Source organism: Vibrio sp. R10-SG3-ISO10 (genome assembly GCF_059834185.1).
The window spans coordinates 473,980-488,517 of record NZ_JCBDHG010000002.1 but is presented as its reverse complement, the minus strand read 5'-3'; the positions used below and the strand labels follow the sequence as shown (position 1 = coordinate 488,517).

Here is a 14,538-nt window from a genome sequence, read left to right as displayed (position 1 = left end):
TTTCAAACAGTACGATCTACTCTAATATTCGTTCTGGGACGGCGAAAAAGAAAAATTTAATCTGTCATACAGGCTTCAACGAAGTGAAACACAACTGTCATATTTGAGTCCTAAAGTGGGCACCGTTCAAGTGAAACACAACGGCAATAAAGCCACTTAAGGAAATTGTGATGAAAAAGACAGTAATCGGTGCAATCGCACTTCTAGGCGCAATGGCAGTGACTTCAGTTTCTGCTAAAGAAACTATCTCTGCAGTGGGCTCTAGCAGCGTAACTCCACTGATGGAAGTTTTCTCTGAAACATACATGAAGACACACAACAACGTGTTTATCGAAGTTCAAGGCCCTGGTTCTTCTGCTGGTGTAAAAGCAGCGAAAAACGGCAGTGCTGACCTTGGTATGTCTTCACGTAACCTGAAAGATTCTGAAAAAGAGCCAGCTCTTAAAGAACTAACAGTTGCACTAGACGGTATCGCAGTGGTTGTTAACCCAAAAAATGGTCTAGACAAGCTAACGGCTGAACAAGTAACGGCGATTTACAAAGGCGACATCACGAACTGGAAAGATGTTGGTGGTGCTGACAAGCCAATCGTAGCAATCACTCGTGACACAGCTTCTGGTACTCGTGGTGCATTCGAAGACATCATGAAGCTTAAGAAGAAAATCTCTGGTAAGAAGGTTTCTGCAATCTCTCAACGTGCTCAAGTTGCAAACGGTAACGGCGCACTGAAAACCATGGTTGCTTCAAACCCTTACGCTATCGGCTACATCTCTCTAGGTACAGTTGATAACTCTGTAAACGCGCTTTCAATCGACGGTGTGGCAGCGAACGTAGACAACGTTAAGAACGGTTCTTACAAAGTTGCTCGTCCATTCCTAGTTCTTTACAAAGAAGGTAAGCCATCTGCTGAAACTCAGAAGTTCCTAGACTGGATGGTTTCTGATGAAGCACAAGCTCTTGTTGATAACAAAGGCTACATCTCAGTTAACTAATAACAGTTAACCCCACTTACTAAATTTGCTCAGCCCACCTTTTCGGGCTGAGCGTTTTCAATCCATTTCGACTCTGCTTTGCAGCTCGAACTGTGAGATTTTCATATGACCATCGCAAATAGTGAAAAGCTTATGAATACTGAAGCGACTCAACTAAACAAGTCAGGTCTGCGTGCCCAAAAACGTGTAGATTGGAAAGAAAGAATCTTCCACGGCCTGTTTTTAACCAGTGCGGTTATCGGTATTGTCTCTCTAGCGGTTATCGCTTACTTCATTGTTAAAGAAAGTATCCCTGCGTTCCAAGAAGCGGGCGTTTCTGGCATCGTCCTCGGCCAAGATTGGCTACCACCAGCGCTTTACGGCGTTGCTACTATGATCGTTGCCTCTGTGGTATCCACCTTAGGTGCGGTTGTGGTTGGTGTCCCAGTTGGCGTTCTAACGGCGATTTATATTGCTGAAATCGCGCCTAAACGTGTTGCTGACATTATTCGCCCTGCGGTAGAGCTGTTGGCGGGTATCCCTTCGGTCGTTTACGGCTTCTTCGGTTTGGTAATCATCGTTCCTCTGATTCAAAATATCTTCAATGTTCCGGCTGGTAACACGATTCTAGCGGGTATCATCGTGCTAGGTGTGATGATTCTTCCAACGGTTATCACGGTATCTGAAACGTCGATTCGCGCAGTACCAAGAACCTATAAAGAAGGCTCATTGGCACTAGGTGCTTCGAAGATCTTTACTATCTTCAAACTGTTAGTGCCTGCTGCTCGAAGCGGTATCATGACAGGTGTGATTTTGGGTATCGGCCGCGCGCTGGGTGAAACCATGGCAATCATCATGGTTATGGGTAATGCGCCAGCGATGCCTGAGGGTATCCTTGACTCTGCACGTACTCTAACAGCGAACATTGCGATTGAAATGTCTTACGCAAGTGGTGTCCACGCGAACGCACTCTACGCAACCGGTGTTGTTCTGCTGGTGTTTATTATGTCTCTGAATGCGGTTCTGCTTTACCTTAACCGTGAAAAAGCGAAGTAACGACTATGTCTCAAGTAAATCAATCACCTAATAAGACAAAGGCCTCGCAAATGGATACAGCAAAACTTAAGAAAGCTCGTCAGACCAAAGACAATATCCTAAATGCCTTCATTTGGGCTGCTGCGGCGCTAACGGTTGGATTCCTGTTCTGGATTATCTGGTACATTCTTTCCAATGGCCTCCAGCATGTGGACTGGGCGTTCATTACCGATAACTACACCGCGACCGGCGAAGAAAAGGGTATTTTCCCGATGATCGTATCGACCATATACATGGTTATCGCATCGATCGCGGTTGCGGCGCCACTCGGCATTATGACGGCCATCTACCTTACTGAGTATGCGAAGGTGGGCAGCCGATTAGTTAAGGTTATTCGTTTCTGTACAGAGTCATTGGCCGGTATTCCATCGATTATCTTTGGTCTATTTGGTATGACCTTCTTCGTGGCGATTCTTGGTCTTGGCTTCTCGATTCTATCGGGTGCTTTAACTCTGAGTATTCTTATTCTGCCAGTCATTATCCGTACGACGGAAGAGGCGTTGATGGCAGTACCACAAACATATCGTGAAGGCTCATATGCACTAGGCTCTTCAAAAATCTATACTATCTGGCGTCTTATTCTACCGAGCGCGACACCAGGTATCTTAACTTCGGTCATTCTAAGTATTGGTCGTGTAATTGGTGAATCCGCACCTGTGTTCCTAACAGCAGGTATGGTTGCGCGAGTTCCAGATTCTCTTCTCGACTCAGGACGTACACTAACTGTTCACCTTTATAAGCTAACTACCGAGCTGTTCACTATTGAAGAGTGGAATCAAGCATACGGTACAGCAACAGTGCTGATTGTCGTGGTCTTATTGATCAATATGACAACCAAATTTATCGCTAGCCGCTTTAATAAAGCCACCTACTAAACCTAGCCCTAGTCAGCATAGTTAGACACGAATTACAGAATTTAAGAGATTAAGACAATGAACAAATTTGATATTGAAAATCTAGATCTATTTTACGGCGAAAACCAAGCACTGAAATCAATCAACCTGCCAGTACCAGAGCGTCAAGTCACGGCGCTGATCGGTCCATCTGGTTGTGGTAAGTCAACACTATTGCGTTGCTTGAACCGCATGAACGACCTGATTGAAGGCGTAAAAATCACCGGTCGCCTAGATATGGATGGCGATGATATCTATGGCAACATTGATGTCGCAGATCTGCGCATTAAAGTGGGCATGGTGTTCCAAAAGCCAAACCCGTTCCCAATGAGCATCTACGAGAACGTAGCATATGGTCTACGAGCTCAAGGCATTAAAGATAAAAAACACATCGACCAAGTTGTAGAGCAATCTCTACGTGGCGCAGCGCTTTGGGATGAAGTTAAAGACCGTTTGAAATCTCACGCATTTGGTTTGTCTGGTGGCCAACAGCAGCGTTTATGTATTGCGCGCACAATCGCGATGGAGCCTGATGTCATCTTGATGGATGAGCCGACATCAGCGCTTGACCCAATCGCAACGCATAAGATCGAAGAGCTGATGGAAGAGCTGAAAAAGAACTATACGATCGTTATCGTGACGCATTCTATGCAGCAAGCACGCCGTATCTCAGACCGTACCGCTTTTTTCTTAATGGGAGAATTGGTTGAACACAATGATACCCAAGTGATATTTAGCGATCCTCAAGACGACCGAACTCGTGGTTATGTGAACGGTGACTTTGGTTGATATCGAATACTGGCAAGACAAAATTATAACTATAAGCGATGGTACTTTGCCCCTCTTCGTGAGGGGCTTTTTTGTATCCGGTGCTTTAGGTTTAGCATGTTAACTGTATTAGTTGGCAACAATGAACCTGTTAATGTCGCCGTGATGTCAGCAATTGATGCGGCAGTAATCCATATGATCGTCGGTGGTATTGGGCGAGGTATATGGCAACCGCAAAGCGACAAGGACGTTAAGCATGAGGTATTGCAGAAATACGCAAGGCAAACTCACCAAGTACTTTAACCTATAGTTTCAGATATCTTGATTCTACGTGCAGTGTGCTTCTCTACATACATTTTATTATCGGCGAGTTGCATTAGGTCGTTGATCTCATCTGCATCTTCTGGGAATCGCGCACTGCCAATGCTGGTACCAATATGAATCACACAGCCATCTGTGACTATTATGGACGCTCTCATTTGGTTGTGTATTGCTTCGGTAATAGAATGCAGCTCATTCACAGCGATCTTATCATTGATAATCGCAAATTCGTCCCCTCCAATTCGATAGCATTGAGTATCTAGGCTACTTAAGCGTTCAGCAAAAGCTTTCAGTACGCGATCACCAGCTTGGTGACCATACTGATCATTGACGGCTTTAAACGCATTTAGGTCGAGCAGGAATAGATGGAAAGGATAGTCGTTATGTACTCGCCATTTTAGGTCATTGAACAATGCCAAGCGATTGGCAATGCCGGTGAGAGAGTCAGTTAAAGATTGCTGACGATGGTATTCGGATTCTTTGTGTAAAATGAACGTGACAAGTACAACACAAACGATCAGTAAGAGCATTGAGGTCAGCTGGAACTGATTTAAATCGTTAGCTGCACGCTGTTGGTGTTCATATAGCGGGCTTTTAACACGGAAATTGGTGTTTACATACTTAACCATTGAACGGTAAACAGCATCAAGTTCTCTTCCTAGCAATTGTGCTTGCTCTTTAGTTTTTAGCTGCTCCAGTTTAGGCTCCAGTGACTGAAAATGATTAAATAAAGTCAGAAAAAACTCTCGCGCTCCTGGTAGTGAGATAAAAGAATCAGCTTCTCCACTGGTAAGAAGCAAATCGAAACGAGACCAAGTCAATTCATACTTTAGCAGGACTTTATCGCGATAATTCTGGCCATCGGCGGCAAATGGAGTGATGGTATTGAGCTCAGTAAACTCTTTGGTAAGCTGTAGGAGGAACCAAGTGGCCTGATTTTGCTGCTCACTATATGAATGCGCATGTTGCCGAGTAGCCGAAAGGAAGTAAAGGTTGGCAGCAATCAATATAACACTGAGCAACAGCAGCAGGTACTTTGCTCGTTTTAGTAGGGTGGATGGGTCATTATCGTTATTTATTTTCCACATCTTGTTTTCTATGTACCATTATCTCATCGATTTGCCATACCATTTGCGAATGAAAAACAGCGTTATCGATCTCTGGGTTTTCATCTAAGTTAAAGACCAGCCAATACGGGCCTTTATTTCGGACCTTCATCTTTTTATCGTTCATCTTATATGCAATTATAGGCTCATACTTTAAAATATCCTCAATTTGAGAGCTGGCTGCGTAATCATTGAGGGCGATGAAAGAGACGGAGAAAGCATCATTTATTGAAAGATACTGCAATAACTCAGAGACTTTAAAACCTGTGTACTTATTGGTGTTGGCGTACCAAGGCAGCTTAGTGGTAAATGAGGCAGGGGAGAGTTTGGTTGTAATATCAGCATAAGATAGATGAACTGCTTGCTCATCGCCAACTCGAATAACCAGTTGAGAAGCTATTGCTTGAAAGTTCAATAACAGTGATACAAATACCAGCGTCCACCTCATAAGCACTCCTTGTAACTAAGGTTATTATGTAATGTATCATTAATTATATGATGAGATGATTGTTAAGGGAATTTTAATTCCTAAGGAGAATATTGGCTAACCAATTAGTGGTAGAGGTTGTTTACTAGGTACAAAAAAGCCCCCGAAGGGGCTTAGTCTGTTTACTTTAGAATATTAGGTGAGCAACACCCGCAATCACTGGCAGGGTAATCAAGGTACGCAAGATAAATATTGCGAACAGCTCAAAAATGTTTACTGGAATACGGCTACCTAGAAGCAGAGCCCCAACCTCGGACATGTAGATAAGCTGTGTTACCGACATTGCTGCAATAACAAAACGTGTCATTTCGTTATCAATTGACGCCGCTAAGATCGCTGGGATAAACATATCCGCAAAGCCAACAACGATGGTTTCAGATGCTGCTGCCGCTTCTGGGACACCAAGCAATTCAAGGAATGGGATGAAAGGCTGACCGAGAATGCTGAAAACAGATGTGTATTCTGCAATCACAAGGGCAATCGTACCTAGACCCATAACGACAGGAAGCACGCCAAACACCATGTCAACTGCGTTACGTACGCCTTCGCCAAACACGCCTTTAACCGACTTCACCTGAGCTGCTTTCTTAAGTGCTAGGTCCATGCCCCATGAGAACGCGGTATGCCCTTGAGGAATGGCATCGGCATCCTTAGCAGGTTCAGAACCATCGATAAAGGTGTTCTTCTTAAAGCTCAACGGAGGAAGTCGTGGAATGATGATTGCTGCGACTAAGCCAGCTAGGCAAATCGCACCATAGAACGGCAGGAACAGATGCTCCAACTCAACTTGTGCGATTACGACAAGGCTGAATGTAATCGATACCGCAGAGAAGGTAGTACCAACGACTGCTGCCTCGCGCTGGGTATAGAATTTGTTTTCGTACTGCTTACTTGTCAGAAGGATACCTACTGAGCCATCACCTAACCATGAAGCCATACAGTCAATAGCGCTGCGTCCTGGTAAGTTGAATACCGGGCGCATGATTTTACTCAGCAAAGTGCCAAATAGTTCCAGTAGGCCAAAGTTCAATAGTAGTGGCAGCAACAAACCAGCAAAGATGAATACAGAGAATAGCGTCGGTAGTAGTCCTTCTAGCACTAAGCCGCCAGTATTTTCTTCCCATACCGCATTTGGACCTACTTGGAAGAAGGTCATAACAACGGCTGCACCACCAATCAAACGTACCGCTAACCATAGTGGGCTTGGATTGAACAATCCGTTTAAGAATTCGCTATTAGCAATAAAAGCTGGCGTTTTGATACGGCACAAGGCAGACGCAATAGCCATAAAGGCGATGATCGCTGTCACCATGCCAACTAGGTGGTCGCCAAAAATAGCTTGGATAGATTTCGCTAGTACTGCGACAGGGATAGTAATATCACCTTCGTAACTGATCGGAGCCATAAAAAGGAACAAACCGATCAAGGAAGGGATAAAGAACATCCAAAAGTTGCCTTTACTTTTTGGCTGTTCGGTTGATTGAGCGCTGTTTTGCATACGTTTCTCGAGTTACAACTAGATAAATAGTATAGCCATCGGGTGGCATATATATTCACTAAACGTCCATATATTATCAAATTGGCGCAAGATTAATGGCTTTTATGCATCCTTGCAATACTATTCAATAAATATCGCTAAATATTCAAGATAAAGCGTCGAATATTTATAATTTAGTGGTTAAATGTGTCGAGAATGTTAAATTGTTTGTGTGTGTGTTTCAAGTGCAGTGGCACATTATTTGTGTGCAGTATGGTTTGAAAGGAAGCGCCAGTACGTGAGCGCAAGTAGGAACGCTAAAGCTACAGGTATTAAAAGAGCAGCTATTGAGTAGATTGAAAATGCCCTTGCGCCAACGATACCACCGAATAAAAATCCGCAGAAAATAAACATAAACAGTTTAGCTTTACGATAGTCAAAGCTCTCTCCCCGTAACTTTGCTCCGATCATTAATCCAAGATCAGTAATGATCCCTGTCATATGCGTAGTGCGAACAATAGCGCCACTAAATGTCGTGATCATGGCGTTTTGTAATCCACAAGCTGCAGAAGCTAAGTACTGTCCGGCAAGGTAGTTGTTATCAAGCAGCCAATAAGCTCCAAGCAACAAAAAGCCTTCAACGCACAAGGCAATGCCATATCGTCGGCCTAATTTCAGTGCTGTACTCTCTATAAAGAGCCCACTGAGAATCGCGCCAAATAGGAAGCTAAACAGGATCAGAAACAGATGGCCTGTTTGCGTATTGAGGGCTTCGATTGACGTGCCTAAGAGAGTGACTGTACCAGATATGTGTGAAACGGCTTGGTGCTGGAAGCCGAGCAGACCGATTGCGTTGACGGTGCCAGCGAGTAAAGCGAGTAGAAAAGCGCCATATTCTACCCAGCGAGGGAGTTTGGTGATCAAAGTTGACTCCTTAGATTAGGGCGCAATTATAGAGCGAGTATGCTGAGTTCGGTAGGAGAAAAATACCGGGAACATTGATCCGAGACAATGAGTCGAGAAGATCTAATCGTAGTGCTCCATTTGGCAATCAAATTTGACCCAACCATGTTTCCTCTCTTCATAAACTGAAAAGCTTGGTGAGGGTAAGTCATGTTCGTTGAATACGCCTACGGGCACAACAATAACATCAGGTGCCGCTTGTAGACGGAGCAACATCGTTGTGCTGCATTTAGGGCAAAACGAATAGGTCACTTCATTGCCAGAGTCACTTATCCTCGTGTACTCAATCAACTCGCCGCTAAAAGAGACTTGCTCTTTTTCGAATCGCGCTTGTACACCAAAGACACTGCCCGTTCTTTTTTGGCACTCAAAACAGTGACAAACTGAAGTACGAGAGGGTTCTCCTCGGCAAACTAAGCTCACTTGGCCACAGCTACAATCTGCGATTCGAATTTTCTTCTGATGTTCCATTTTAACTCCTAATAGTGTCCTGCTAACATGGAGGCGAATAACGTATCGCTTTTATAAGACCTTAACTCACATGAAAAAACGCATTTTACCTGTCCCACTTATCCTTTTGATTCCTATCGTATTGCTAATCATAGTTGCTGTGGCAGGGGTTTATCGGTTCAGTCTTACTGATGAAGAAATTTTAGCCAAATTTCCTAGCCAAGTCTCTCAGTCAGATCGCGTAATGCAATCCCTGTTTTCGATTAAAACGGTCAATCCTTGGACGATTAAAATACCTGAAAGTAGTGCCTTTACATTTATTGATGATATGGAGCAACCACAGATTGTGAAAGGCACCTACGAAGACGGGGCTGAGCGTGGTGAGGTGTCGATAGAAACTCGCTTTATCACGCAGGTAAATGAGACCACCTACGTGTCGCCATTAGTAGTAAGTAACCAAGGTTCAGGCGTGTTTTACTATTTAATCAGTTCTACATACGATGAGTTTCGGCAGCGTATGGTGACAAAAGGCTCTGCATTTTTGGGAGATAGAGTTCGAATCAAAGATATTTCTGTCAATGAAAATCAAGTGACGGTGAAACTCTTACAACGTGATGAACATCAAGCAATGTCAGAAGAACCTTCTCAATTAACCACTATACTTTTCAAGGTAACTGAGCAAGATAGCTTAGCAAAGCAATAGGTTTAGAGACCCAAGTTATCCGCATTGAATTCAGTATTGAGTATGTGTGATAGATTGCTTATGATTTGACCTAACAAGTTATGAGATGGAATTTAATTGTCGTTAACGGAGTAAACTATGATCAATAAACGTTTTTTCAAAACGAAAAATGAAGTAGAAGTTACCTTTGAGCTTGCAGCGGAAGAAGTAGGTCAATCTGTCGCTATCGTTGCTGATTTTTTGGATTGGCAGCCAACGGAAATGAAGAAAGTGGCGAAATCGAAGTCTTACAAGTTTAAGACTCGTTTGCCAAAAGATAGTCAGTTCGAATTTAGGTATCTGGTAGATAAAGAAAAATGGATCAATGATCCGAATGCAGACCAGTATCGACCGAATGGATTTGGTGAAGATAATGGTCTAGTGTCGACTTATCAATAGCAGCGATACTTTTAGAAGTAACTGCTAATTTAGACCAATAAAGGCGCAATCTGCGCCTTTTTTAGTTTAAATCTGACATTTCGCAGGTGACAACTTCTAGATAAATTCGTAACCTTATGCCTTTGTTTATATCAGGTAATAGGTCAAATTGTGCTAACTAGAAGTCTGAAGACCCGCTTCCAACAGCTGTCTAGACCAAAAAAAATGATGGTGGTGAGTTTACCTCTCTTAGCTGCAGTCGTTATTTCTAGCGTACCTAAGCATGGTAAGTATCATCGCACTATTGATCTTTCTCTTCCTGAGTCTTCCCTTGTATCCGATTTCTTACTCGACAATGAAGTTGTACGTGACGTTCCTGATTACGAATACGTAATTCAAGCTGGCGATAACCTAAGCACGATCTTTGATCAGTTAGGTTTTGGTTATAGCGAGCTCATGAAGATCATGGAAACCGATCTTAACTTCCTTGCTTTAGATACCCTTAAACCTGGAAACACATTGAGATTCTGGCGTAACGAAGAAACGGGCAATTTAAGCAAAATGGAGCTTGAATTTAGCTTAGTTGAACGCGCGGTCTATAGCCGACTCGAAGATGGCAGTTATGAGTTTGCCGACGTTAAAATTCCTGGTGTTTGGAAATCATTCCCTATGGTTGGGGAAATTAATGGCAGCTTCTCCCAGTCAGTCAATGCGCTTGGCTTAGGAAAGAGCGAAATTGAACAAGTGGTTAGCCTACTAAAAGATAAGATCAATTTTGCTCGAGATTTACGCTCGGGCGATAAGTTTGAAGTGGTTCAGTCACGCCAGTTTGTTGGAGATCAGCTTACTGGTAATCGAGAAATACAAGCGATTAAAATCTATAACCGTGGTCGTGTGCTATCTGCTTATCTACATAGTGACGGGCAATATTACGACTACAATGGTGACAGCCTGCAACGGGCTTTCCAGCGTAAACCCGTTAATGGTCGATATCGTCTAAGCTCCAACTTCAACCCGACTCGTAAGCACCCGGTAACTGGACGTGTTTCACCTCACAATGGTACAGACTGGGCAACCCCTACGGGAACGCCGATTGTATCAACGGGTGATGGGGTCGTGATCATGACGCGTAAACATCCTTATGCAGGTAACTACGTAGTGATCCAACATGGCAGCCGCTACAAGACGCGTTACCTTCACCTGAGTAAGATTTTGGTGCGTAAGGGGCAGAAGATTTCTCGCGGGCAGAGAATTGGTTTATCGGGCGCGACAGGGCGTGTCACTGGCCCTCATATTCACTATGAGTTGATTGACCGTGGTAGACCTGTCAATGCGATGAAAGCCAATATCCCCATGGCAAGCTCTGTGCCGAAGAAACAGATGGCATCATTTCAGTCTCATCGAGATGATATGGATAAGATGCTCAAGCAAAGGGAAATCGAACTCGCTAAGCAACAGAGTGGTGCGAGTACTAGCTAAGTTTAAAGCTCCTTCGGGAGCTTTTTTAGTGCGTGATGAACATAAAAGTTGCATTACATAAATGTCATCAATGTTACATCTTTTAGTGATCGTCTCGATAAAAAAGTAACTGCATACTCAATAAATTTCACAAATTGATTTCCCTCAATTTTGTATGGTTTTTATGTGCTACTTTGCGGCGCAAATAACAATGATTCCTTCAATCAATAAAACAAAACCCTACAAAAGGAAATCAAAATGAAAAAAACACTTTTAAGCCTAACCGTTCTAGCAACACTCGCTTCAGCAAATGCGTTTGCTCATAAGGAGGGTGATATTATTGTACGTGGTGGCTTAGCGGCAGTGGTACCGAATGAAAGCAGCGGTGATGTTTTGGACAATCCAGGCTCGAAGTTTTCGGTCGATTCTAATATCCAACTTGGGTTAACAGTAGGCTATATGTTTACTGATAGCATCAGTTTTGAAGTGTTAGCTGCAACACCATTTAAGCACAAAATTTCTACCAATCACGGTGGCTTAGGTGACATTGCTGAAACTAAGCATTTACCGCCAACATTTATGGTTCAGTACTATTTCGGTGAATCTGGCAGTGACTTTCGCCCTTATGTAGGTGCGGGTATTAACTATACAGTTTTCTTTGATGAGAGCCTAAATAGTACAGGAACCAATGCTGGCTTAAGTGACTTATCACTTGATGATTCATGGGGCTTAGCAGCAAACATCGGTTTGGATTATAAACTCAATGAAGACTGGTTCTTAAATGCTTCAGTTTGGTATGCAGATATTGATACGACAGCGAAATATAAGGCTGGTGGACAAGAGTACTCGACCAAAGTCGAAATCGACCCTTGGGTATTTATGATCGGTGGTGGCTACAAGTTTTAAGCGAGCTTAAACCAGAAAGTAAAAAAGGCTTCCAATTGGAAGCCTTTCTTCATATCAAGCAAGCTTATTTACTTACGTTACCTAACTTCAACCAGGTATCGATAACCGTATCAGGGTTGAGTGATACTGAGCTGATACCTTGTGCCATTAACCATTCAGCTAGGTCGTCATGATCCGATGGACCTTGTCCACAGATACCGACGTATTTACCCGCTTTGGTTGCCGCATCGATTGCCATTTGAAGCATGGCTTTCACCGCTGGGTTACGCTCGTCAAATAGATGGGCAACATCACCGGAGTCACGGTCAAGGCCAAGCGTCAGCTGAGTCATGTCGTTTGAACCAATAGAGAAGCCATCAAAGTATTTTAGGAACTCATCAGCGAGTACCGCATTCGATGGCAATTCGCACATCATGATCACTTTCAAGCCTTGGTCGCCACGGCGTAGGTCAAACTTAGCAAGAAGGTCAATAACCGATGCTGCTTCGCTTGGTGTACGAACGAATGGGATCATAATCTCTACGTTTTTCAGACCCATCTCATTGCGAACGCGTTTGATTGCTTGCGTTTCAAGTTCAAAACAATCTTCAAATACTGGCGAGATGTAACGCGATGCACCACGGAAACCTAGCATAGGGTTCTCTTCGTGCGGTTCGAAGCTCTTACCACCAACTAGATTGCTGTACTCGTTAGACTTAAAGTCTGACATTCGAACAATCACACGCTTAGGCCAGAATGCAGCACCAATTGTGGCAATCCCTTCTGTCAGCTTGCTCACGTAGAAATCGATAGGGTCTTTGTAGCCACGAATACGCTGACTGATTTCAGCTTTTAGCTCGTCACTTTGCTCATCAAAGTTCAATAGCGCTTTCGGGTGAATACCAATCATCTTGTTAATGATGAATTCTAAACGCGCAAGGCCGACACCTTCGTTAGGAATTTGTGCGAAATCGAAGGCGCGATCTGGGTTACCTACGTTCATCATCACTTTAGTTGGCAGCATTGGCAGCTCGTCGACTGAAGAGCGCTTAACTTCAAACTCAAGTTCACCTTTATAAACGTAACCGGTTTCACCTTCAGCACAAGAGACTGTTACGGTCGCGCCATCTTGAAGGCTAGTCGTTGCAGTGCCACAACCCACGATCGCTGGGATGCCTAGCTCACGGGCGATGATCGCAGCGTGACAGGTACGGCCGCCTCGGTTAGTCACAATCGCAGATGCCTTCTTCATTACAGGTTCCCAGTCTGGGTCTGTCATGTCTGTGACAAGTACATCTCCATCTTGAACCAAAGACATTTGGTCTAGCGAGTCGACTAAACGGACTGGGCCAGAACCAATGCGTTGACCGATTGCACGACCTTCAACAAGAACGTCAGCCTTATTGTTTAGTTCATAACGCTCAATAACATTTTGCTCGCTTTGAGAGCAAACGGTTTCTGGACGTGCTTGAACAATGTACAGCTTGCCGTCAATGCCATCTTTTGCCCACTCAATATCCATAGGACGTTGGTAGTGCTTCTCGATGATCATTGCTTGCTTCGCTAGCTCTTTGATCTCTTCATCGTTTAAAGAGAACGTTTGGCGCTCTTGCTCTGAGGTATCAATGATGTCTACCTGTTTGCCAATTTCTTGGTTGGTTGAGTAGATCATTTTGCTCAGTTTAGAACCAAAGGTCTTCTTAACGATTGGGTAGTGACCCGCTTCAAGCATCGGCTTGTGGACATAAAATTCGTCAGGGTTAACTGCACCTTGAACAACCATTTCGCCAAGGCCCCACGAAGAAGTAATAAATACAACTTGGTCGAAGCCTGACTCAGTATCTAGGGTGAACATAACACCTGAAGACGCTTTGTCTGAGCGAACCATGCGTTGAATGCCCGCTGAAAGGGAGATCCCGCGATGGTCAAAACCTTGGTGAACACGGTACGAAATCGCACGGTCGTTAAACAGTGACGCGTAAACGTGTTTTGTTGCTTCAAGGACAGCGTCGATACCTTTCACATTAAGGAAAGTCTCTTGCTGACCAGCGAATGAAGCGTCTGGTAAGTCTTCAGCGGTGGCTGATGAACGAACAGCAACTGAAAGCTCATCATTACCGCCAATAAGTTCTTGGTAGTTTTCACGTATATCCTGCTCTAGATCAGCAGGGAAGGGGGCTTCTAAAACCCATTGACGGATGGTAGCACCTGTCTTACGCAGAGCGTCTACATCATCAACGTCCAGTTCATCCAGCAATTGGTGAATGCGATCATCCAGTCCTTCAAAATCTAGGAACTGGTTAAACGCGTAGGAAGTGGTCGCAAAACCGTTGGGTACTGAAACGCCTGCATTGGATAGGTTAGAAACCATTTCACCAAGTGAGGCATTCTTACCGCCGACTTTGTCGACATCTTCCATGGATAGGCCATCGAACCAGAGGGTGTTCTTTTGCATGTCTTTCTCCAGAAACATTGCAGCTTTGTAGGGATTGGGCAAACGATTACGTAAAAGCTTAAAAAAATTCACAAGGAATTTTCAAAGCTGTGGGGGCCGTAACAGCAACC

The 14,538-nt window shown here is 44.0% G+C and carries 15 protein-coding genes; 9 read left to right on the top strand and 6 right to left on the bottom strand.

The genetic code is table 11. The annotated features are described in order from the left end of the window. The first annotated feature begins 170 nt into the window (after window positions 1–170). The 5 genes from AC6R16_RS03070 (at window position 171) to AC6R16_RS03050 (ending at window position 4,030) form a co-directional block, all read left to right on the top strand. Entirely contained in the window at window positions 171–992 is an 822-nt protein-coding gene (locus AC6R16_RS03070) for a phosphate ABC transporter substrate-binding protein (protein WP_272788094.1), read from the top strand. A gap of 105 nt (window positions 993–1,097) precedes the next feature. Beyond that, window positions 1,098–2,027: a phosphate ABC transporter permease subunit PstC gene (gene pstC, locus AC6R16_RS03065; RefSeq protein WP_004745605.1), complete on the top strand. Its 930-nt coding sequence runs from the start codon at window positions 1,098–1,100 to the stop codon at window positions 2,025–2,027. Window positions 2,028–2,077: 50 nt separating this feature from the next. Next, window positions 2,078–2,941, top strand: coding sequence for a phosphate ABC transporter permease PstA (pstA, locus tag AC6R16_RS03060; protein ID WP_004745606.1), 864 nt, complete (start codon window positions 2,078–2,080; stop codon window positions 2,939–2,941). A 57-nt stretch (window positions 2,942–2,998) separates the two neighbouring features. Then, window positions 2,999–3,748, top strand: coding sequence for a phosphate ABC transporter ATP-binding protein PstB (pstB, locus tag AC6R16_RS03055; RefSeq protein WP_069669129.1), 750 nt, complete (start codon window positions 2,999–3,001; stop codon window positions 3,746–3,748). A 96-nt stretch (window positions 3,749–3,844) separates the two neighbouring features. Next, window positions 3,845–4,030: a CsgG/HfaB family protein gene (locus AC6R16_RS03050; RefSeq protein WP_500641408.1), complete on the top strand. Its 186-nt coding sequence runs from the start codon at window positions 3,845–3,847 to the stop codon at window positions 4,028–4,030. Here AC6R16_RS03050 and AC6R16_RS03045 read toward each other — a convergent pair. The 5 genes from AC6R16_RS03045 to AC6R16_RS03025 form a co-directional block, all read right to left on the bottom strand. Continuing rightward, window positions 4,027–5,136, bottom strand: a complete 1,110-nt coding sequence (locus AC6R16_RS03045) for a GGDEF domain-containing protein (RefSeq protein WP_500673556.1) — start codon at window positions 5,134–5,136, stop codon at window positions 4,027–4,029. The two genes, AC6R16_RS03050 and AC6R16_RS03045, sit on opposite strands and share 4 nt — an antisense overlap. Next, window positions 5,120–5,602: a putative pterin-binding protein gene (locus AC6R16_RS03040; RefSeq protein ID WP_500673555.1), complete on the bottom strand. Its 483-nt coding sequence runs from the start codon at window positions 5,600–5,602 to the stop codon at window positions 5,120–5,122. Before AC6R16_RS03040 ends, AC6R16_RS03045 begins: the two co-directional genes overlap by 17 nt. A 166-nt stretch (window positions 5,603–5,768) precedes the next feature. Next, window positions 5,769–7,139 (bottom strand): YjiH family protein, encoded by a 1,371-nt coding sequence (locus AC6R16_RS03035; RefSeq protein ID WP_500673554.1) that lies wholly within the window; start codon window positions 7,137–7,139, stop codon window positions 5,769–5,771. A 237-nt stretch (window positions 7,140–7,376) separates the two neighbouring features. Further along, complete coding sequence (locus AC6R16_RS03030; RefSeq protein WP_500673553.1) at window positions 7,377–8,042, bottom strand: YoaK family protein; 666 nt, start codon at window positions 8,040–8,042, stop codon at window positions 7,377–7,379. Between the two features lie 102 nt (window positions 8,043–8,144). Then, a complete protein-coding gene (locus AC6R16_RS03025; RefSeq protein WP_239853461.1) occupies window positions 8,145–8,552 on the bottom strand; it encodes a GFA family protein in 408 nt (135 codons plus the stop codon). Between the two features lie 70 nt (window positions 8,553–8,622). Here AC6R16_RS03025 and AC6R16_RS03020 point away from each other — a divergent pair, with 70 nt between their 5' ends. The 4 genes from AC6R16_RS03020 to ompW all read left to right on the top strand — a co-directional run bounded on the left by AC6R16_RS03020 (window position 8,623) and on the right by ompW (window position 11,994). Then, window positions 8,623–9,234 (top strand): hypothetical protein, encoded by a 612-nt coding sequence (locus tag AC6R16_RS03020; protein WP_500673552.1) that lies wholly within the window; start codon window positions 8,623–8,625, stop codon window positions 9,232–9,234. Window positions 9,235–9,351: 117 nt separating this feature from the next. After that, complete coding sequence (locus tag AC6R16_RS03015; protein ID WP_004745615.1) at window positions 9,352–9,651, top strand: isoamylase early set domain-containing protein; 300 nt, start codon at window positions 9,352–9,354, stop codon at window positions 9,649–9,651. A 150-nt stretch (window positions 9,652–9,801) separates the two neighbouring features. Then, on the top strand, window positions 9,802–11,109 hold the full coding sequence (gene shyA, locus AC6R16_RS03010; RefSeq protein ID WP_500641403.1) for a peptidoglycan DD-endopeptidase ShyA: 1,308 nt from the start codon (window positions 9,802–9,804) through the stop codon (window positions 11,107–11,109). Window positions 11,110–11,346: 237 nt separating this feature from the next. Next, on the top strand, window positions 11,347–11,994 hold the full coding sequence (gene ompW / locus AC6R16_RS03005) for an outer membrane protein OmpW (protein ID WP_500673551.1): 648 nt from the start codon (window positions 11,347–11,349) through the stop codon (window positions 11,992–11,994). 64 nt (window positions 11,995–12,058) lie between these two features. Here ompW and ppsA read toward each other — a convergent pair whose 3' ends face one another. Beyond that, window positions 12,059–14,428 (bottom strand): phosphoenolpyruvate synthase, encoded by a 2,370-nt coding sequence (ppsA, locus tag AC6R16_RS03000; protein ID WP_500673550.1) that lies wholly within the window; start codon window positions 14,426–14,428, stop codon window positions 12,059–12,061. Window positions 14,429–14,538: the final 110 nt, after the last annotated feature.

Excerpts from the sequence above, each read along its gene's own strand:
- AC6R16_RS03040 (WP_500673555.1), bottom strand. The coding sequence starts at position 5,602 with ATGAGGTGGACGCTGGTATTTGTATCACTGTTATTGAACTTTCAAGCA.
- AC6R16_RS03015 (WP_004745615.1), top strand. The coding sequence starts at position 9,352 with ATGATCAATAAACGTTTTTTCAAAACGAAAAATGAAGTAGAAGTTACC.
- AC6R16_RS03025 (WP_239853461.1), bottom strand. The coding sequence starts at position 8,552 with ATGGAACATCAGAAGAAAATTCGAATCGCAGATTGTAGCTGTGGCCAA.
- pstA (WP_004745606.1), top strand. The coding sequence starts at position 2,078 with ATGGATACAGCAAAACTTAAGAAAGCTCGTCAGACCAAAGACAATATC.
- AC6R16_RS03050 (WP_500641408.1), top strand. The coding sequence starts at position 3,845 with ATGTTAACTGTATTAGTTGGCAACAATGAACCTGTTAATGTCGCCGTG.
- pstC (WP_004745605.1), top strand. The coding sequence starts at position 1,098 with ATGACCATCGCAAATAGTGAAAAGCTTATGAATACTGAAGCGACTCAA.
- pstB (WP_069669129.1), top strand. The coding sequence starts at position 2,999 with ATGAACAAATTTGATATTGAAAATCTAGATCTATTTTACGGCGAAAAC.
- AC6R16_RS03020 (WP_500673552.1), top strand. The coding sequence starts at position 8,623 with ATGAAAAAACGCATTTTACCTGTCCCACTTATCCTTTTGATTCCTATC.
- AC6R16_RS03070 (WP_272788094.1), top strand. The coding sequence starts at position 171 with ATGAAAAAGACAGTAATCGGTGCAATCGCACTTCTAGGCGCAATGGCA.
- ppsA (WP_500673550.1), bottom strand. The coding sequence starts at position 14,428 with ATGCAAAAGAACACCCTCTGGTTCGATGGCCTATCCATGGAAGATGTC.
- ompW (WP_500673551.1), top strand. The coding sequence starts at position 11,347 with ATGAAAAAAACACTTTTAAGCCTAACCGTTCTAGCAACACTCGCTTCA.
- AC6R16_RS03045 (WP_500673556.1), bottom strand. The coding sequence starts at position 5,136 with ATGTGGAAAATAAATAACGATAATGACCCATCCACCCTACTAAAACGA.
- AC6R16_RS03035 (WP_500673554.1), bottom strand. The coding sequence starts at position 7,139 with ATGCAAAACAGCGCTCAATCAACCGAACAGCCAAAAAGTAAAGGCAAC.